Below are 16,585 nucleotides of genomic sequence, written 5' to 3' on the forward strand. Positions count from 1 at the left end.
TAATAGATCCCCACCTTTAATAATCACAAAACTTGGACTGCCAGCCGATAAAGGTTTGGCAGTCTTGTTTTTTTTATTTATCTTTGCAAGCGATAAGTAATAGTTTGACACACTAAAATTTATAAACCTATGCTTACGGTAGCCAATCCCATATATGATGCAGTGTTCAAGTACCTGCTTGAAGACGAGCGTGTTGCCCGCACACTGCTGTCGGCACTCCTTCAGCGCGAAGTGGTTGAGGTGCATGTGCGCAAGCACGAATACACCAATGGCACACGCGACAAGATTTCTATGTTCCGCATTGACTTTGGCGCGCAGGTGAGGCAAGACGACGGCTCGCTGAAGCTCATTCTCATAGAGTTGCAGAAGACGTGGCTTGAGACCGAGACACTACGCTTCCGCCAGTACCTTGGGACACAGTATGCCGACCCCGACAACATCATAAAGGAAGAGAATCCAGAAGGATATGGCCTGCCGATGATAACCGTTTACCTCCTGGGGCACCGGGTGGGTGACATCGAGGAGTCAGTGATCTATGTGCGCCACAAGTCTTATGACTACAATGGCCAGGAGGTTACAAAGGGCATCCCCGACCCATTTGTTGAAAGCCTTGTGCATGATAGCATTATCGTCCAGATACCATTGCTGCGCGGTCGTGTCAACAATAGGTTGGAGCAAGTTTTGAGTGTGTTTGACCAGACCCGCAAAGACAAAAAGAATCGTCAGGTGTTGAATCTTGACGAGACAACTTATGCAGGCGATGAGGAAATGAATCGCATCCTCACACGACTTCTTTCAGCTGCCTCCGACGCCAAGGTGCGTCAAGACATGAACGTGGAGGAGGAATATTTCCAAGCGATAGAGAATCGTGACACAGCCATCATGATGCGCGATGAGAAAATCAAAGAGCAGGATTCAATGATTGCCGAGCAGAGCAACCAAATCGCCGAGCAAAGCAACCAGATTGCCGAACAAAGCAACCAGATTGCCGAGCAGAAGAATGCTCTACTGCTTACTGCCAAAGCATTGAAAAGTGCAGGTTTCTCAATCGAGACTCTTTCATCCATGACAGGTCTGCCTATTGAAGAAATCAAAGAATTATAACCAAAATGCTAGCAAAAACGACTCTATACAGACTCGTTTTGCTCATTTGCGCCATAGCGGCGGGACTTAATGCTTGGAGCGACAATAGTTTTCTCTTCGGAGATTTAGCTACCACGCCCCCACAGGACTTAACAAGGTTTATTTTGTGCATAGAGAAAAGATAGAGTAGCGCTACGATTACGATCAGGCAGTCATCGAAAACTGCCTTGAACGCTCCGCCACAAGCATATTGAAATTCCCCGTCATCAACACGCAAATAAAAGATTATAGTACAAAACAGTTTGATTTGTGTTCGCGGGACTTGTTCTCGTGGATGATTTTTGTTATTGTCTCATTGTCTAGACAAAGTCTATAAATATTGTGATGTGTGGCGAATTTTTGGGGAGTGACGCAAAAGAAATTTTAATAATCATTTTCTTTGTATTATATGAATTGTTTTATTAATTTTGCAGTTGTAATCAAAAACAAATGATATAAGAATAAATTTAGATATATAACATAACATAGGAAAGAAGCGTTTGCTTTTTGTTGGAATTCTCGAAATCGCCAAAATTATCAGGAATCATTACCAACAGCAAGAGCGAATGCTCACACCACTTTTGGTGTGGGCTCACTTGTTGGTAATGAAGGTGTTTGGCGATACCCGAGAATCCAAGTAGAGACTCGCACCTTTTTTATGTGCCATAAACACAATTATGATGAACAATAGTTTAAAACAATTGTTGCTAGGCCTATACAAAATGGCTTTATGCGACAATCAGTTTGCCGCTGAGGAAATGGCAATGCTTTATCAAGTGGGCAGAGAGTATGGTGTAAGCGATGAAGAAGTTAACCAGGCTGTTATGGACGATACGTTTACGCTATATCTGCCAGAAACGATTGAAGGAAAGGTGCAACTGTTGTACCGTTTCACACAAATGGCTTGGGCCGATGGTGTGATTGTTGACGAAGAAAAAGAATTGCTTAAACAGACTGCGATTCGTTATGGTTTCTTAAAGGAGAATACCGATGCAATAGTGGAATTTTTAATTGAAAAAGTTAAAAACAAAATATAAGGGGCGTAAAACGAAATGGGTTTGAGGGTGGAGCCACGTCGAGGGCTTAATTTGTTTGTTGGTCAGCGAGTTAGAGGGGTGGGGGGAGAAGTGAGTCAGAAAAACGAAACGGTTTACATCGGCTTACGTTTGCTTTACGTTTGGGGCATCCTATGGGCTTGGAAGTTTACGTTTAACTAACATGGGACCGCTCGGATCTTTACGCGGTGAGGTAGGGGAGAAGTGGTGCTCCATCAGCGGCAACGTGCCGCATTTTTTTGGCAGCAACAAAATTATAATATCGCTGAAACATTCCATATAATAATTATTTAGTATATTTGCACCATAAAATGACACGACTATGGCAAAAGTTATCCATGTACATTTGATTGGCAAGCGCCGCGACTTCTATTTTTCCAGTATTACAGCCGTTTACACACGCTTAACGGCTGAGCAAGTTGGTGCAACTAAGAACTATCTGCTGCATGCCGGCTTGAGCGGAAACGGCACAGTAATAACGCGTAAGGCCATCATAAAGCAGTCTACGCTTATATCAAGTCCGAGGCGTGGCCGAGGTTTAGAATGAGGATATAACGCCGTTAGAAGGTGATTCTGGCGGCGTTGTTTTGAATGTCGTTCGGGGAGGTCGAGAGGCTTCCCCATTTTTGTGCCCAAATGGGTCGATTTTCGGAGAGGGGTTACACTTGGGGTTACAGAGAGGGGTTACATTTTTGGCGAGAGAGGGGTTACACTTGGGGTTACATTTTCAAGATTTTGAGACCGCTTAAAAAATAGGAAACAAGCCGAGCAACCCCCGAAATATTGCGATTTTGCGATTTTCAAGGGTGGAAAATACCACCAAATAACCGCCTTACACCTTATATATAATATGCGCGAGTCGCCCTATTTTCAGCGTTTTGCGTCGGTTCTGCCCAGCGAAACCGGTCAAAAAGTGTGCGTGTGGCTGTTGTGCGTGCCGGTGCGGGTTACGGGTGCGTCCGTGTGGTGCGCATTTCCGGCATCACCCTGCATGGGCAGAACGAGCGGAGTCCACATCGTGCGCACTTGAGCCACCGGCAGCCTTTTCCCTTTCAAGTTGGGCGATCCGCTCCTTCAGTTGTCCTATTTCTTCCGCTTGCTCTCGAATTATATCAATGAGTTCACTATTGCCTTTTACAACAACACCATTCTCATTAATTGGTCGTAGCATATCTCCCTTGTCAAGGAGCAACCAATCAGGTGATAATTCGGGGTACATGGTCAAAACTATGACCACCTGGGCAACATTGAGGTCACGACTATAGAGAGCCTCACCTTTGAAGTTCGAAGGTGCGACATTGGCTTCTCTATAAAATTGGGCTTTTGGAATGCCCTTAAATTCGAGAAATTGAAGAATTTTTTGCTTTGTGGTCATAAAAATGTCTTATAAAATTTTTGTAGGTCAGAAAAATGACCTATCTTTGCAGCGTCTTAACAATGTTAATGACTGCCAAAGGTACGAAAATTTGGCGAGATAAGCGAAAATTGGCAAATAAAAGTAACTAAATAACGAGAATATGAGCGAGAAGAAGATTATCAGCTTCCTTGACAAGGAGACCCTTGCTGCGCAGGGGTTGAAGATGACGGCCTCCATTCAGGCGGCTCGTCATGAGATTGAACAGTACCTTGACATCGCTGACGTGGTATTGAACGACTACGATGCGACTGTTGACCCTTACTACACCGGTGCGTGTGTGCTGCTTGCCCGCATCGACGCCCTTCAAGACAAGATTATCAACCAACCAAAAGACGAGAACAATGGATAAGCGAATTTATGTGACCGAGGATGCCAAGAAGCACTTGTGCGAGCTGTTCAAGTGCAGCCGTGTGACCGTTTGGAACGCATTGACGTTCAAGTTCAACAGTGACCGTGCCCGCAAGATCCGTTATGTTGCCTTGACCCAGTTGCACGGTGTAGCCAACTGGCAGGGAGACGAAATGGAGACCACCCATGAGACTTCAGACGGCACCATGACTCAGACCTTCGGCAAGCGTGTGAAGCTGGTGGTGAGTCTCCATGGCGGTCTTGCTACGGTGTATGTTGACGGTGCTCAGCACACCCAGGAGCGAGTTAACACTATTCCCGACCTCATGCGTCTGCAGTCGCGTGTGAGCAGCATGGCAATGAGTTTGTGACATGGAGTATTACGGCAAGATATTGTGTATATCGGTCAATGACCTGACCTATGACGACCGTCCGGTTGTCGTGGACGGTGTCGCCGACTGGAGTCACAGTCGCGTGCTGAATGGCCGTGCCCCCCAGGACTTGCCGGTTGAGACCCTCGCACCTATTATGAGTGTACCCAATTACAAACAGTTGAGCGCGCGCAAGAAGATCAACGTCGTGCGCCGTGGCGGCGGCATGGGCGAGTATGCCCTTATCGAGGTCGCCACCTTACCCCGCCGCTTCCGTGAGCGCGTCACCGCCAAGTATGGTGAGATGGAGCAGAACGTGCTGCGTGACTGGTTTGAGCGTCACTACCGAGTTGATGCCGAGGCTAGGTCATGGTTCACCCGGTTTCGTTTTGCCGACGGCAGCCCTTTGCCACCCGACAAGATCAACGAGTACACCGTCAATGCCTCGGTGCTGCAGGCTGTGGTGGCTGTGATGGCCGACACCAACATCATGCGCAAGGCCATGCAGGGCGCCACCAACAACTGGGGTGAGATGACGGGTGTTATCAGTTACTTCCAGGCCGAGTTCGGCCACACGTTGCCCCTGTCGCCTCACCGTTTCCGTGAACGTGTCACCACATTCCAAAAACAGGGCTACGAGTCTCTCATCAGCAAGAAGTTCAAGAACCAGAGCGCGCGCAAGGTCAACTATGGCATTGAGCGGCTGATCCTGAGCCTTGACAGTCGGCCTGAGCGTCCCTATAACACGACGGTCGCCGAGATGTACAACATGTTTGTGCGCGGTGAGCTCACCGTCGCCGACCCTGAGACCGGCGAGTGGTATGACCCCGCCAATTACACCGACAAGAACGGTGACCCGCTGGTGCTGAGTGAGGCCACCATCGCCAACTATCTCAACACCGCCAAGAACAAAGCACTGCGCAGCAAGTTGCACGACACCCAGTGGGACTTCAACAACCGCTACCGTCCCTACCATGTGCGCCGCAATGGCGTGTATGCCCTCAGCAAGATCTCGCTTGACGACCGTGACCTGCCTCGCCCCATGAGCAACGGCCAGCGCGTGAAGGCTTACTATGCCTATGATGTGGTGAGTGGCTGCGTGGTAGGTCGCGCATACAGCCGGCTCAAGACCACCGACCTATTCCTGGACTGCATGCGTGACATGTTCCAGACCCTTGACCGCAACGGCTGGTATATGCCCGCCGAGCTCGAGGTCGAGCACCACCTGGTGCAGAACTTCGCCGACGGCCTTATGAAAGCCGGTGTGGTGTTCCCCCTGATCAGATGGTGCAACCCCGGCAACTCGCGCGAGAAACGTGCCGAGCACCTGAACCGCGCCAAAAAATACGGTGTGGAGAAAAGGATGCAGGTGGGCATAGGCCGGTGGTACGCCTCGCTGGAGGCCAACCGCCCCAAGGTCGAGAAGGTGTATGACGAACTTAACAACACCTACAAGGAGGCCACCTATACCTTTGAGCAACTCGTTGCCGACGATCTCGCCGCCATTGATGCCTTCAACCATCAGTTGCACCCCAACCAGAAGATGTACCCCGGCATGAGCCGCTGGGACGTGCTGGCCAGCCGCCAGAACCCCGACCTGAAGCCTTGGGACAAGCCCTACCTGTACCGCTATATTGGCAACTGCACGGCCACGACCATCAAGCAAAACATGTTCTGCACTGTGCAATACCAGCAGTTCCGCTTGCCCAGTCCCCGCGACATTGAGAAACTTGAGCCGAGGAACAACAAGGTAGAGGCCTACTGGCTTGCCGATGCCGCCGGCAATATCGGCGAGGTGTACCTGTGGCAGGGTGAAAAGTATATCGCCACCTGCAAATTGCTGGAGCGCTACAACGAGGCCACAGCCGAGCAGACACAGGCCGACCGTGATGCCTACACCGAGCAGTCGAAGTATGTCAGCCAGTTCGACAAGATGATGCGCGAGGAGAAGATTGACCGTGTGGCAGTGCTGCCCTCTGAGACCACCGCTGCCATCGCCCAGGCCGCCGCGAATGCCATGGCCGTGCCAATGACCATCGAGCAGCCCGAAGACGAGGACTACAGCGAATACATGAACACCGCCGCCGTGGCGCAAGCCGCTGTGGCCAGCGTATAGAACGAAATTATAACGACATTCAAAACAGATTAGAACAATGGAGATAACCGTAGAAATCAAAAGCCGTATAGCGTCGGCCATAGCCGCCGACCGCGAGAATTACCCCAGCGACGCGAAGCATGCCGTCGCCCTGGGCATTGCCCCCAGCGTTTACAACGCCATCAAGAAGGGCAACTACGAGAGACAAGTGAGTGACGCCAACTGGGTGGGCATAGCCCGCCGCCTCGGTGTGGTGCTGCGTCAGGAAATGGCGTGGGCCGCCGCACAGACCCCTACCTGGGTATTCATCACCACCCAACTCGAGACCTGCCAGCAGGGAAGCCTGAGCGCGATCATGTGCGACATTCCCAACATCGGCAAGACCTTCACCGCCCGCGCATACGTCAAGACCCACAGGCACGCCGTGTATATCGACTGCAGCCAGGTCAAGACCAAACTCAAACTCGTGCGCAAGATTGCCAAGGAGTTCGGCGTGAGCAGCAATGGTCGGTATGGTGACGTGTATGAAGACCTTGTCGCCTACCTTCGCACCATTGACACCCCGATAGTGATACTGGACGAGGCCGGCGACCTGCAGTATGAGGCCTTCCTTGAATTGAAAGCCTTGTGGAACGCCACCGAGCACGCTTGCGGTTGGTACATGATGGGAGCAGATGGCCTGCAGGAGAAGATAGTCCGTGCCATAGAGGGCAAGAAAGTGGGCTATACCGAGATGCTGAGCCGCTTCGGTGACACATTCAGCAAAGTCACCCCTGCAGATGCCAAAGAGCGCCAGAAGTTCCTCAAGGCCCAGGCTGCCATGGTTGCCCAGGTCAACGCTCCTGCAGGAGTGAACATCAACCAACTTGTGACGTTGAGCGGTGGAGGCCTGCGCCGCGTGTACACTGAGATTGAGAAACTCAAAAAGACCGCGCCATGAGCAAGAGGAAACGCGCCTACAGCCCCACCGAGATATTGAACATGCGAATACCTCGGATAGAGTTCGACGGAGCCTGGGAGGCCTCGATGGGCAAGCCCGCCAAGAGCGGCACATGGCTCATCTGGGGCAACCCCGGCAACGGCAAGACCAGTTTTGTCATGCAACTCGCCAAGTACCTGTGCCGGTTTGAGCGTGTGGTGTATGACAGCCTTGAGGAGAGCACCAGCCTGAGTGTGCAGATGTCGATGCGTCGGCACCGCATGGAAGAGGTCAACCGCCGCTTTCTGGTTCTGGATCGTGAAAGCATGGAACAGTTGGCAGAGCGGTTGCGCAAGCGCAAAAGCCCCGGCATCGCCATTATCGACAGTTTCCAGTACAGCGGTCTCACCTACAAGGGGTACCAGTCCTTGAAAGAAGCCCTGCCCGGCAAACTGCTCATCTTTGTGAGCCATGCCGAGGGCATGCGTCCGGCAGGCCGTGCCGCCAAGAAGGTCGAGTATGATGCCGATATCAAGATCCTGGTCGAGGGCTTCCGTGCCTCATGCAAGAGCCGCTACATGGACCGCCCCGGCGTTCCGTTCACCGTGTGGGAAGAAGGTTCCGCCAAATATTGGCTTGGCAAAGAGAACACAGATATTCACCAACAAAAAACAGAGAACAATGAGCAAAACGACGAGAACGATTGAACTGCGTCACCCCGACCATTACCATCCCGGCAGCAAGGAGCGTCTTGTGAGCCGTGGCCTGTTATGCAACTATTGCAGCGGTAACGGTTTCTTTTGGGGCAGTGACGAGTATGGGCACCACACCAAGTGCGAGTGTCCCGTGTGCAAAGGCAGTGGTGAGGTTGATGCCCTCATCACCATTGAATGGACTCCCGGCAGAAAGGAGGGTAGCAATGGCGCATGAGTTCAAGTGCTGCATTTGCGACCAGAAGGTAAGCGGCCGGGGTAACAATCCGTGGCCGGTCAAAGCCAGCGGCGAGTGCTGCCTGGTATGTGATATGGGGGTTGTGGTCCCGGCAAGAATCAGATTAAGTGAAACCAGAAACAACAAGAACAATGAGAACAATGATTCTACAACTGAAGCAATGGCTGAGCGACCGATGGCTGGCTCGCAAACGTGCGCGTCTTGAACGCCTCGGGCGGGAGATCGATGCAGATGCCGAGCGCAAGGTTCAGGTTGCCGAGTACAACGGTGGCCTGTATGTGACCTACAACGGAGTGCCCCTCGTGTACAGCGACGGCGCTACCATCCTTGAAACCCTTGAGGACAGCCGCGAGGTTTACCGCGATTATTGCACCAACCAGCATCGCGCGCAGTTATGAGCAGAGGGTACCGACGGTTTTATGCCGTGTTCAACAAGATGCACCACGATTGTGATCCCGATGGCTACAAGTGCCAACTCGTGAGCCAATGGACATGGGGCAGGACTGAGCACCTGCACGAGATGACCGAGCGTGAGTACGTTGAGATGTGCGAGGCCCTTGAGCGCATCGTTGACCCACGAGGTCGAGAGAAGTGGCAAGCCGAGCAGAAACGCCTACGATCGAGTGCCCTGCACCAGTTGCAGAAGTATGGTGTTGACACCACTGACTGGAACCGTGTGAACCAGTTTTGCCAAGATCCTCGCATAGCAGGCAAGCCTTTCCGCGACCTTGACTTTGAAGAATTGGCCGCATTGACGCGCAAGATGCGAGCCATCAACCACAAGCGCGAGAACGAAAGTTAAACATCAAACACAACGAAATGAGACCAACAGATGAAGAAATCGACAACGTGCTCAACCAGTGCGTAGAGAGCGAGGAAGTGGGAGCCAGCCGATGGCCCGGCATGACATTTGAGCAAGGCGTCAAAGCAGCCTTGGAATGGATGCAAGGCTATGGCCCCACCCCCCTTGAAGATTAGTAACAAACTTAATTATCAATTACAATGGCAACAAGAAAGAAAAAGACCATCATCAGCGGCGTGACCCGTGAGGCCGCCGATTCAGCCTTTGGCCAGTATGCCAAGGCCGATGCCCAGATCAACAAGATTAACGCCGAGATTGAGTTGGCATGTGCCAAGATCCGCGAGAAGCACGCCGACCGTCTCTCCAGTCTCGCCGAGGAACGAGACCAGGCCTTTGACACCCTTCAGGCGTTCGCCACCGAGAACCAGGCAGAACTGTTCACCAAGAAGAAGAGCCTCGACATGACCCACGGCACCATCGGTTTCCGCACCGGCACCCCCAAGTTGAAGACCCTTAAAGGCTTCACGTGGGCCAGCGCGGTAAACCTGGTGAAGGAGTTCCTGCCCTCGTTCATCCGTACCAGCGAGGAGGTCGCCAAGGACAAACTGCTCGCTGACCGTGACGAGGAAGACATGACGGAGAAGATGGCCAAGTGTGGCATCCAGGTAGTCCAGGACGAGACCTTCTATGTTGATCCCAAGAAGGAAGAGACCGAATAAGGGCGTAAACCTTTAACTGTGTTAAGTAATGGGCGGTAAATCAGCAGTTTGCCACCCATTTTTCATTGTGGTTACGTCAAAAAACATTATCTTTGCAGTATGGCAGTGAGACGAGGTGTGAGTTATCAGAAGCGCGTGGCGGACATCAACCGGATATATGATGAGCACGTCAAGGACGGGTTGCCCAACAGGGAGATCTGGCGGCGTTTCATCTATCCCATCTACGCCATCAGCGAGCGCACCTTCTACAATCTGCTCAAGGCGAGTGCCGACCCCAAGAACGACTTGCCCGAGGACACCCAGTTATATATTCAATTTGAATAGCCATGAGCGGCGGTATTGACATCATCATCAAGCGCATCCTGCGTGACATCCAGGTTGAACTTGGCGACGAGTTTGACAAGAACTTCGAGCGGCAGGGCTTCTTTTCGCAGTCGTGGCAGCGCCGCAAGTCACCGACCCGTCCAGGCGGTCACATCCTGGTTGACACCGGCGGCTTGCGCCGCAGCATCAGCAGCAAGGCCGACAGCACCGGCATCGTGTTCCAGAGCACGCTGCCAGACGCTGCCATCCATAACGAGGGCGGAGAGATCAAGGTGACCCGCAAGATGAAGCGTTACTTCTGGCACAAATACTACGAGGCCACCGGCTCTTTCGGCCGCAAGAAAAACGGCCAGCGCCGCAATGACAAGCGAACCGTTCAACTGAGCACCGAGACCGAGTTCTGGAAGTGGATGGCCCTGATGAAAGAAGGCAAGAGCATCAAGATCCCCAAGCGCCAGTTCCTGGGTGCCAGTCCCGAGGTCGAGAAAGCCGTGCGTGACATCATCGAAGAGAACCTGACAGAATATTTCGAGCACGAATACAATTTACAATGAGAAAAGAGATTTACAGAGCCATCTGCGCCGCGTTGCTGGGCATCGACGGCGCCCCGGTCAAGCATGTTGACCTATGGAACCACAATGTCGAGTTCATCGAGCAGGAAGAGGCCTGGGACCGCCCGGCTGTGTTTGTCGAGTTCGCCCCCATTGAGTGGCGTGCCGACAAAGGCGGGTATCACACCCAGGGGACGCTCCGGCTGCACATTGTCACCGATTGGGTGGGACCGCTGAGCCAGGGCGACGAGTCGCTTGACGTGTTTGACCTGTGCGAGACCGTGTGCCGCGCTGTGGTCGGCTTGAGCGGTGAGCACTTCGGCGCGTTGCGCCTTGTGGGCAGTGACACCAACCACAACCACGAGGACATCGTTGAGAGCATCGAGCACTTCGCCTACAGTGGCGAGTGGAGTGTGTGAAGTTTGCAGTTAGCGATAAAATCCGTAACTTTGCAGCCATGAAACCAAACCAGGCATCTATTTACAGGGAAATCGAGCGGTTGCTGGAGTGGACCATTCCGGTGGCCGACCGTTTGCCCAAGTCCGTATCGTGGAGGGAGCTTGGCGGGCTGCTTGTCCGCGACTTGAAAGAGTCGCTGGATTTTGTTGTTCTCGCCTTCCAGACTGAGGACAGGCTGGAGCGTCTCGAGTGTCTCAACGGTCTGGTGATGCGCATGACGTCGGTCAAGACCACGTTCAGGCTCATGCACCGTGTCCGTCGTGACATTTTGAGCCACGGCCAGCATGCCCAGATGCTGGACATGATGAATTCCATATCTGACCAGGCTGGAAAATGGCTTCGCAAGACCAAGTACCTCATCGCCGAGGAGCGCCAGGCTGCCGAGCAACCGGCTGCCGTGTTGCCCGAGCAAAAGCCGGAGCCCCAGGCTCAGGCCGAGCCCAGGCAGCGCACCCTCTTTGACGATGTGGAAGGGTCGCGGTAACAGACATTCATAGCGATTACGGTTGTTATGAATCCTCTTTCATTATTAAACGGGCGTGCTACTGCGCAAGGCGTAGTTAGGAAACGAGTAACGCACGCATCATCGCTCAGTGCTTCCAACGCGTACAACATTAATGCAGGGAGCGGCGCCGTCAACAACAACAATAAGAACAATTCCAACGGTGTGCGAGCGGTGGTCGCACTTGGTAATGAAGAGAAATCGGGGTGGATAGATGCCTATTTTGACTGTATCAGGCACAAGCTGACAGCGAAGCAGTGCAACGAGTACCGCATAGAGTTCGAGCGCGACCTGTGGCGGTTGGTGCTGGAGGTGCATGAGCGCACCTACAAGCCCAGCGAGTCGTTCTGTTTCGTGGTGACGAGGCTCAAACTGCGCGAGATTTTCGCCGCCTCGTTCCGTGACCGCATTGTGCAACATTGGATAACGCTGCGGCTGGAACCGCTGCTCGAGTGGCGGTTCCGCAGCCAAGGCGATGTATCGTTCAATTGTCGAAAAGGCTATGGCACACTGCGTGCCGTGCAGACCGCCAAATCTCACATCGAGCGCGTGAGCGAGCGTTACACGCGTGAGGCGTGGGTTGGCAAGATAGACATCAGCAGTTTCTTCATGAGCATCGACAAAGAGGTGCTGCTGCGTCTGCTGCTGCCATGGCTGCGCGAGAACTACAAAGGTGATGATCTCGAGACCCTGCTGTGGCTCACCGAGGTCACTGTCAGGCACCAGCCCCAACTGCTGTGTGAGCGTCGCTCGAGCGAGCGGCTGTGGGAAGCCCTGCCGGCCAGCAAGAGCCTGTTCAACATGCCTCCCAATGTGGGCATGCCCATCGGCAACATCACCAGCCAGTTGCTCGCCAATTTCTATCTCTCGTATTTTGATGGCTTCATGCTCGAGGAGTGTGCATGGAAGGATGCCGGCTATGTGCGTTTCGTCGATGACGCCGTAGTCATCTGCCACGACAAGCAGTTCATCCTTGACCTTCGCAAGAAGGCCACCATGTGGCTCAAGAAGCACCTGAGGCTGACCCTGCACAAAGACAAGTTCTATCTGCAGGAGGTTCGCAAAGGTGTGAAGTTTGTCGGCAGCGTGATCAAGCCCGGTCGGTTATACACCAGCAATCGCACCATCGGCAACATGACCAATGAGGTCGCACGCGCCGAGCGCTTGTGCAAGCACATTCTGGAGGAGGGTCCCACCACTGAGTCGCTTGCCGCGCTGAAGCACCATGTGTGCAGCCTAAACTCCTACATGGGTTTCTGCGTGCACGCCTATAGTTACCGCCAACGTCGGAAGATGTTCCGCAACGTGCCCAACTTCTGGCAATGTTGCTACGTCAAACGCCGTTTTACGTTGGTGAAGATTCGCAAGAGATACAGTTATGAACGATATTTAATCAAAAAAGACTTAGAAGAATATGAGAAGTCAAGGAGAGACCTGCCCCCCGTTGGTGGAAACCCGGAGAGAGATGGGGCAAAACATAAGAACCGTAAACGTGGGCGCAATCGCGACCGCCGATGGCTGGGAGTGGATCAGCGTGACCCTGCCTCCGGCAGTGTGGAGTTACAGCGCGATAGTCGATGCACTGGTGACCGAGTGCTACCCGCCGGACCGGATGCAGGCGGTGATCAACAACTGCCTTAACAACTTCTTTGACCCTGAGCACCTGTCGGAGTACCAGGCATTACAAGAATGGCGCAAGACCGCCAAGCAGTACGCCCGTGAGGCTATGACTTGGGCAGCCGAGCAAGGCATTGAGCTTGTCGGCTTGCCTGATGAAGAAGGCTCCCATGACAATGGCGAGCTCACGCCCGACGGTATGTTGATGCTACAGCAGGCTGTGAAGCTGCTGAAAGGTCAGACTGCAGCCCTGCCCGATGAGCAAGCCATCGAGGTTCCCGCATTGTTCCCTACATGGGCGAGCAAGATGGGTCAGACGGTTGCTGTGGACGAGCGCCTCTATTATGACGGTAGGTTATGGAAAGTGCTGCAGGCTCACACCGTGCAAGCCGACTGGACACCGACGGCAGCAGCCGCATTATTTACCGAGGTCGTTGCCCAGAGCGAAGGCGAGCCCGAGCTTGGCACGCTTGACAATCCCATTCCTTACAGTGGCAACATGGCCCTTGAGCAGGGCAAGTATTACTCACAGGGCGGGGTGACCTACCTGTGCATCAGAGACACCGGCAATCCCGTGTACCATGACCTGAGTGCCCTGGTTGGGCTATATGTGCAGGTTATAGAATAGCAAAGGAGGGGGCAAATAAAAAGCCCCCAGCCCTGCAATCTGTCGTTCTACTTACAAAATTACACCCACATCGGGAGAGGCTGGAGGCATAAGCCTTCTTCCTCCCGAAATGGGTGTAATTTTATTTTTGTAAGTAGAACACCGCAAAGGTACAAAATATTTTTGAAATGACACTATTTGAAGCCCTATCAATCAACAAAGAGATGCTCAACCGGCTGCATGAGTTTGGAGCCAAGCCTGATGATTGCCGATACATCGACCTCTACCGCGACTATCAGTCGATGCGCGAGGGGGGGGAGAAAGTGACCTATATCGTCACCGTGCTGAGTGAGCGGTATCATGTGAGTGAACGCAAGGTCTATAGCCTGGTGAAGCGCTTCGGCCAGCACTGCACGCTGGGTGCAGTGTGATTGCTTTTTTCTGTGTGGCACGGTTGGCAAGAAAAACCGACCTTTGCTGCATGGAAACGAAAAAACTATACCTTTCGGCACCGCTTCCTTTCGTGGGTCAGAAGCGGAACTTTGCCAAGCCGTTCATGCAGGTGCTCGAGCAGTACCCAGACGGCACCACCTTTGTTGACCTGTTCGGCGGCAGCGGTTTGCTGTCGCACATCGCCAAGCACCAGAAGCCCAACAGCAAGGTCGTGTATAACGACTACGACAACTACCGCGAGCGACTGGAGCGCATTCCCGAGACTAATGAGTTGCTTGCCCGGCTGCGTGACATTACAGCCGGCATTGAGAGGAGGTCGCCCATCAAGGACGAGGCGCGATTGCGCGTGATAGATGCCATCGCCGCTCATGAGGCGAGATATGGCAGTGTGGACTACATCAGCTTGTCGCCCTCTATCCTGTTCTCAATGAAATACAAACTGAGCCTCGAGGAACTGAAAAAAGAGGTGTTTTATAACAAAATCCGCACCACCGACTTTGTCCCTGCAGGTGATTATCTGGACGGGCTGACCATCACCAGTGCCGACTATCATGAGGTGTTTGAGCGATACAAGGACGAGCCTGGTGTGGTGTTCCTGGTTGACCCTCCCTACCTGAGTACCGAAGCCGGAACCTACAAGATGTATTGGAGACTGAGTGACTACCTTGATGTGCTGAACGTGCTGCGTGACCACCGCTTCATCTACTTCACCAGCAACAAGTCGAGCATCGTTGAGTTATGCTCCTGGCTGGGCAAGAACCGTGACCTGGGCAATCCCTTTGCCGGCTGTCATGTGGTGAAGTTCCATGCCCAGATGAACTACAACTCGAGTTATACTGACATGATGATTTATAACGCCGCTTGAACGGCATTAAAACCACATTAGAGCCATGAATAAGTATCACCAAATCCTTAGCAAAGTATTGGACCAGGGCAAGACCCAGACCAACAAAAAGGGCAGCATCCGCTACCTGTTGAATGAGCCGCTTCACCTGACACCCGCCGACCTGCTCGATATATTCGAGAGCCATGGCATCGCCCGCAAGAAGTTGAAGAGCGAGTTGCGCCTGTTCATGCAGGGCGAGCGCCAGGTGGAAAAATACCGAGATGTTGGCATCAACTGGTGGGACTACTGCGGATCGATCCTGGTCAACAGTTACCCGACCTATCTGGAGAAGCTGCCGCCCTTGCTTGCCAGGATCAACCGTGAGAAGCGCAACAGCAAGAACTACGTCCTGTTCCTGGGCGAGACCAATGCCGAAAGCAACCAGGCTCCATGCCTGAGCCTGGTGCAGTTCCAGATTGATGACGGTGAGCTTGTGCTGAGTGCCTACCAGCGAAGCAGCGACGCCAACCTAGGGCTTCCGGCTGACATCTACCACCTGTACCTGATGGCGCGTCAGATAGAGTTTCCGTTGAAGTCAATCACGCTGTTCCTGGGCAATGTTCACATCTATGAGAACAACATCGAGCGGACGCGCGAGCTGCTTGCCGGCAACGAGGACGTGCGGTTCGACTTGAATGTGTGAGACTATGGGATCATGGCGAGCTCGTCGCGCGTGAGCGTCAGTTTAAGACGCTCACGCGCGGCAGCGCGTTCCGCGGCAGCGCGTTCGCTGAGCAAGAAACCGCCACCAAATAATGATTTCTTGACACGGCGGAGCGCATCGATATTGGTCACCTCTGCGCACTCGTCTTTACGCACTGAGAAGTCGATGCCTCGCTGATTGAGTTTGCCCAGCAGCGCAAGAGTGATAAGGTTATCGGGATATTCATATATGATAGGCTGGCCTCGTGTCGGTTTTTTTGATGCCTTGCGGATGTCCTCGGCCAACTTGGGCGCAGTCATCAGGCGATAGTCTTTAATGATGTTAGTCGTGAATGAGGTGCGCACCAGTGCACCATTGTCATAGGTGACGTCTGCCATCGTGGCAACATAGCACACGTCCGCACCTGCGACGCGCTGGGTAAGTCCCGGTGCGAATATAAAGAAGTCTATATCATGTGCAAGGAACCAGCGCACAATCTTGCTGTATATTGAGAACGGAGGGTTGTCAATGACAATGCAACCGTCTGGATAATCGCACTCAGTGAAGTCGGCACCTGGCCAAAATGGGCGGACGATGTGTCGCCCATCAAGCGATGTGATGCCATTGACGTACTCGAGTACGACATCATAGACCGCTTTGGGTGTATAGCAATCGTCGGTGGTCTTTTTCGGTTTGAACTTCTCAACAAATTCGTCGTAATCTTGAAATAATGATGCCATAGTT

Annotated in this window: 24 protein-coding genes; 22 read left to right on the top strand and 2 right to left on the bottom strand. The window is 52.9% G+C overall.

Annotated elements, in window-relative coordinates; all coding sequences use genetic code 11:
• Nucleotides 1-129 precede the first annotated feature (129 nt).
• From ACKI3C_RS04345 to ACKI3C_RS04355, 3 genes are all read left to right on the top strand, one after another.
• On the top strand, nt 130-1,104 hold the full coding sequence (locus tag ACKI3C_RS04345) for a hypothetical protein (protein ID WP_407402419.1): 975 nt from the start codon (nt 130-132) through the stop codon (nt 1,102-1,104).
• Between the two features lie 695 nt (nt 1,105-1,799).
• Nucleotides 1,800-2,159, top strand: coding sequence for a hypothetical protein (locus ACKI3C_RS04350; protein WP_407402421.1), 360 nt, complete (start codon nt 1,800-1,802; stop codon nt 2,157-2,159).
• 340 nt (nt 2,160-2,499) lie between these two features.
• On the top strand, nt 2,500-2,724 hold the full coding sequence (locus ACKI3C_RS04355) for a hypothetical protein (RefSeq protein WP_407402423.1): 225 nt from the start codon (nt 2,500-2,502) through the stop codon (nt 2,722-2,724).
• Nucleotides 2,725-3,159: 435 nt separating this feature from the next.
• On the opposite strand, the gene ACKI3C_RS04360 is transcribed toward ACKI3C_RS04355, so the two are convergent.
• The gene (locus ACKI3C_RS04360) at nt 3,160-3,552 is read right to left on the bottom strand and encodes a hypothetical protein (protein ID WP_407402425.1); all 393 of its coding nucleotides are present in this window, start codon (nt 3,550-3,552) and stop codon (nt 3,160-3,162) included.
• A gap of 142 nt (nt 3,553-3,694) precedes the next feature.
• On the opposite strand from ACKI3C_RS04360, the gene ACKI3C_RS04365 reads away from it, so the two are divergent.
• From ACKI3C_RS04365 to ACKI3C_RS04455, 19 genes are all read left to right on the top strand, one after another.
• A complete protein-coding gene (locus ACKI3C_RS04365) occupies nt 3,695-3,943 on the top strand; it encodes a hypothetical protein (protein ID WP_407402427.1) in 249 nt (82 codons plus the stop codon).
• On the top strand, nt 3,936-4,313 hold the full coding sequence (locus ACKI3C_RS04370) for a hypothetical protein (protein WP_407402429.1): 378 nt from the start codon (nt 3,936-3,938) through the stop codon (nt 4,311-4,313). Before ACKI3C_RS04365 ends, ACKI3C_RS04370 begins: the two co-directional genes overlap by 8 nt.
• 1 nt (nt 4,314) lies before the next feature.
• Nucleotides 4,315-6,429 carry a hypothetical protein gene (locus ACKI3C_RS04375; RefSeq protein ID WP_407402431.1) on the top strand — a complete coding sequence of 705 codons (2,115 nt, stop codon included), beginning with the start codon at nt 4,315-4,317 and terminating at the stop codon, nt 6,427-6,429.
• A gap of 37 nt (nt 6,430-6,466) precedes the next feature.
• Nucleotides 6,467-7,348, top strand: a complete 882-nt coding sequence (locus ACKI3C_RS04380; protein WP_407402433.1) for an AAA family ATPase — start codon at nt 6,467-6,469, stop codon at nt 7,346-7,348.
• Nucleotides 7,345-8,034, top strand: a complete 690-nt coding sequence (locus ACKI3C_RS04385; protein ID WP_407402435.1) for a hypothetical protein — start codon at nt 7,345-7,347, stop codon at nt 8,032-8,034. Before ACKI3C_RS04380 ends, ACKI3C_RS04385 begins: the two co-directional genes overlap by 4 nt.
• Nucleotides 8,009-8,257: a hypothetical protein gene (locus ACKI3C_RS04390; RefSeq protein WP_407402437.1), complete on the top strand. Its 249-nt coding sequence runs from the start codon at nt 8,009-8,011 to the stop codon at nt 8,255-8,257. The genes ACKI3C_RS04385 and ACKI3C_RS04390 overlap by 26 nt, the downstream gene beginning before the upstream one ends.
• A 152-nt stretch (nt 8,258-8,409) precedes the next feature.
• Complete coding sequence (locus tag ACKI3C_RS04395) at nt 8,410-8,676, top strand: hypothetical protein (protein WP_407402439.1); 267 nt, start codon at nt 8,410-8,412, stop codon at nt 8,674-8,676.
• The gene (locus ACKI3C_RS04400) at nt 8,673-9,080 is read left to right on the top strand and encodes a hypothetical protein (RefSeq protein ID WP_407402441.1); all 408 of its coding nucleotides are present in this window, start codon (nt 8,673-8,675) and stop codon (nt 9,078-9,080) included. Before ACKI3C_RS04395 ends, ACKI3C_RS04400 begins: the two co-directional genes overlap by 4 nt.
• Before the next feature lie 17 nt (nt 9,081-9,097).
• Nucleotides 9,098-9,256, top strand: coding sequence for a hypothetical protein (locus tag ACKI3C_RS04405; protein WP_407402443.1), 159 nt, complete (start codon nt 9,098-9,100; stop codon nt 9,254-9,256).
• A gap of 24 nt (nt 9,257-9,280) precedes the next feature.
• Nucleotides 9,281-9,799 carry a host-nuclease inhibitor Gam family protein gene (locus ACKI3C_RS04410; protein ID WP_407402445.1) on the top strand — a complete coding sequence of 173 codons (519 nt, stop codon included), beginning with the start codon at nt 9,281-9,283 and terminating at the stop codon, nt 9,797-9,799.
• 99 nt (nt 9,800-9,898) lie between these two features.
• Nucleotides 9,899-10,123: a hypothetical protein gene (locus ACKI3C_RS04415; RefSeq protein ID WP_407402447.1), complete on the top strand. Its 225-nt coding sequence runs from the start codon at nt 9,899-9,901 to the stop codon at nt 10,121-10,123.
• Nucleotides 10,124-10,125: 2 nt separating this feature from the next.
• On the top strand, nt 10,126-10,677 hold the full coding sequence (locus ACKI3C_RS04420; protein WP_407402449.1) for a phage virion morphogenesis protein: 552 nt from the start codon (nt 10,126-10,128) through the stop codon (nt 10,675-10,677).
• Nucleotides 10,674-11,093, top strand: coding sequence for a hypothetical protein (locus tag ACKI3C_RS04425; protein WP_407402451.1), 420 nt, complete (start codon nt 10,674-10,676; stop codon nt 11,091-11,093). The genes ACKI3C_RS04420 and ACKI3C_RS04425 overlap by 4 nt, the downstream gene beginning before the upstream one ends.
• A 248-nt stretch (nt 11,094-11,341) precedes the next feature.
• Nucleotides 11,342-11,617 carry a hypothetical protein gene (locus ACKI3C_RS04430; protein ID WP_407402453.1) on the top strand — a complete coding sequence of 92 codons (276 nt, stop codon included), beginning with the start codon at nt 11,342-11,344 and terminating at the stop codon, nt 11,615-11,617.
• Nucleotides 11,618-11,644: 27 nt separating this feature from the next.
• Nucleotides 11,645-13,276, top strand: coding sequence for a reverse transcriptase domain-containing protein (locus ACKI3C_RS04435; RefSeq protein ID WP_407402455.1), 1,632 nt, complete (start codon nt 11,645-11,647; stop codon nt 13,274-13,276).
• Nucleotides 13,248-13,880 carry a hypothetical protein gene (locus ACKI3C_RS04440; RefSeq protein WP_407402457.1) on the top strand — a complete coding sequence of 211 codons (633 nt, stop codon included), beginning with the start codon at nt 13,248-13,250 and terminating at the stop codon, nt 13,878-13,880. Before ACKI3C_RS04435 ends, ACKI3C_RS04440 begins: the two co-directional genes overlap by 29 nt.
• 167 nt (nt 13,881-14,047) lie before the next feature.
• Nucleotides 14,048-14,290 carry a hypothetical protein gene (locus ACKI3C_RS04445; RefSeq protein ID WP_407402459.1) on the top strand — a complete coding sequence of 81 codons (243 nt, stop codon included), beginning with the start codon at nt 14,048-14,050 and terminating at the stop codon, nt 14,288-14,290.
• A 50-nt stretch (nt 14,291-14,340) separates the two neighbouring features.
• Entirely contained in the window at nt 14,341-15,177 is an 837-nt protein-coding gene (locus ACKI3C_RS04450; RefSeq protein WP_407402461.1) for a DNA adenine methylase, read from the top strand.
• Nucleotides 15,178-15,202: 25 nt separating this feature from the next.
• Nucleotides 15,203-15,841, top strand: a complete 639-nt coding sequence (locus ACKI3C_RS04455) for a thymidylate synthase (RefSeq protein ID WP_407402463.1) — start codon at nt 15,203-15,205, stop codon at nt 15,839-15,841.
• A gap of 2 nt (nt 15,842-15,843) precedes the next feature.
• On the opposite strand, the gene ACKI3C_RS04460 is transcribed toward ACKI3C_RS04455, so the two are convergent.
• Nucleotides 15,844-16,581 (bottom strand): chromosome partitioning protein ParB, encoded by a 738-nt coding sequence (locus tag ACKI3C_RS04460; RefSeq protein WP_407402465.1) that lies wholly within the window; start codon nt 16,579-16,581, stop codon nt 15,844-15,846.
• Nucleotides 16,582-16,585 lie beyond the last annotated feature (4 nt).

It is taken from the genome of Sodaliphilus sp. (assembly GCF_045598405.1).
In the GTDB taxonomy this organism is placed as follows: domain Bacteria; phylum Bacteroidota; class Bacteroidia; order Bacteroidales; family Muribaculaceae; genus Sodaliphilus; species Sodaliphilus limicaballi.

Coding starts and splice junctions, on each gene's coding strand:
- ACKI3C_RS04345 (WP_407402419.1), top strand. CDS start 130: ATGCTTACGGTAGCCAATCCCATATATGATGCAGTGTTCAAGTACCTG.
- ACKI3C_RS04350 (WP_407402421.1), top strand. CDS start 1,800: ATGATGAACAATAGTTTAAAACAATTGTTGCTAGGCCTATACAAAATG.
- ACKI3C_RS04355 (WP_407402423.1), top strand. CDS start 2,500: ATGGCAAAAGTTATCCATGTACATTTGATTGGCAAGCGCCGCGACTTC.
- ACKI3C_RS04360 (WP_407402425.1), bottom strand. CDS start 3,552: ATGACCACAAAGCAAAAAATTCTTCAATTTCTCGAATTTAAGGGCATT.
- ACKI3C_RS04365 (WP_407402427.1), top strand. CDS start 3,695: ATGAGCGAGAAGAAGATTATCAGCTTCCTTGACAAGGAGACCCTTGCT.
- ACKI3C_RS04370 (WP_407402429.1), top strand. CDS start 3,936: ATGGATAAGCGAATTTATGTGACCGAGGATGCCAAGAAGCACTTGTGC.
- ACKI3C_RS04375 (WP_407402431.1), top strand. CDS start 4,315: ATGGAGTATTACGGCAAGATATTGTGTATATCGGTCAATGACCTGACC.
- ACKI3C_RS04380 (WP_407402433.1), top strand. CDS start 6,467: ATGGAGATAACCGTAGAAATCAAAAGCCGTATAGCGTCGGCCATAGCC.
- ACKI3C_RS04385 (WP_407402435.1), top strand. CDS start 7,345: ATGAGCAAGAGGAAACGCGCCTACAGCCCCACCGAGATATTGAACATG.
- ACKI3C_RS04390 (WP_407402437.1), top strand. CDS start 8,009: ATGAGCAAAACGACGAGAACGATTGAACTGCGTCACCCCGACCATTAC.
- ACKI3C_RS04395 (WP_407402439.1), top strand. CDS start 8,410: ATGAGAACAATGATTCTACAACTGAAGCAATGGCTGAGCGACCGATGG.
- ACKI3C_RS04400 (WP_407402441.1), top strand. CDS start 8,673: ATGAGCAGAGGGTACCGACGGTTTTATGCCGTGTTCAACAAGATGCAC.
- ACKI3C_RS04405 (WP_407402443.1), top strand. CDS start 9,098: ATGAGACCAACAGATGAAGAAATCGACAACGTGCTCAACCAGTGCGTA.
- ACKI3C_RS04410 (WP_407402445.1), top strand. CDS start 9,281: ATGGCAACAAGAAAGAAAAAGACCATCATCAGCGGCGTGACCCGTGAG.
- ACKI3C_RS04415 (WP_407402447.1), top strand. CDS start 9,899: ATGGCAGTGAGACGAGGTGTGAGTTATCAGAAGCGCGTGGCGGACATC.
- ACKI3C_RS04420 (WP_407402449.1), top strand. CDS start 10,126: ATGAGCGGCGGTATTGACATCATCATCAAGCGCATCCTGCGTGACATC.
- ACKI3C_RS04425 (WP_407402451.1), top strand. CDS start 10,674: ATGAGAAAAGAGATTTACAGAGCCATCTGCGCCGCGTTGCTGGGCATC.
- ACKI3C_RS04430 (WP_407402453.1), top strand. CDS start 11,342: ATGCGCATGACGTCGGTCAAGACCACGTTCAGGCTCATGCACCGTGTC.
- ACKI3C_RS04435 (WP_407402455.1), top strand. CDS start 11,645: ATGAATCCTCTTTCATTATTAAACGGGCGTGCTACTGCGCAAGGCGTA.
- ACKI3C_RS04440 (WP_407402457.1), top strand. CDS start 13,248: ATGCAGGCGGTGATCAACAACTGCCTTAACAACTTCTTTGACCCTGAG.
- ACKI3C_RS04445 (WP_407402459.1), top strand. CDS start 14,048: ATGACACTATTTGAAGCCCTATCAATCAACAAAGAGATGCTCAACCGG.
- ACKI3C_RS04450 (WP_407402461.1), top strand. CDS start 14,341: ATGGAAACGAAAAAACTATACCTTTCGGCACCGCTTCCTTTCGTGGGT.
- ACKI3C_RS04455 (WP_407402463.1), top strand. CDS start 15,203: ATGAATAAGTATCACCAAATCCTTAGCAAAGTATTGGACCAGGGCAAG.
- ACKI3C_RS04460 (WP_407402465.1), bottom strand. CDS start 16,581: ATGGCATCATTATTTCAAGATTACGACGAATTTGTTGAGAAGTTCAAA.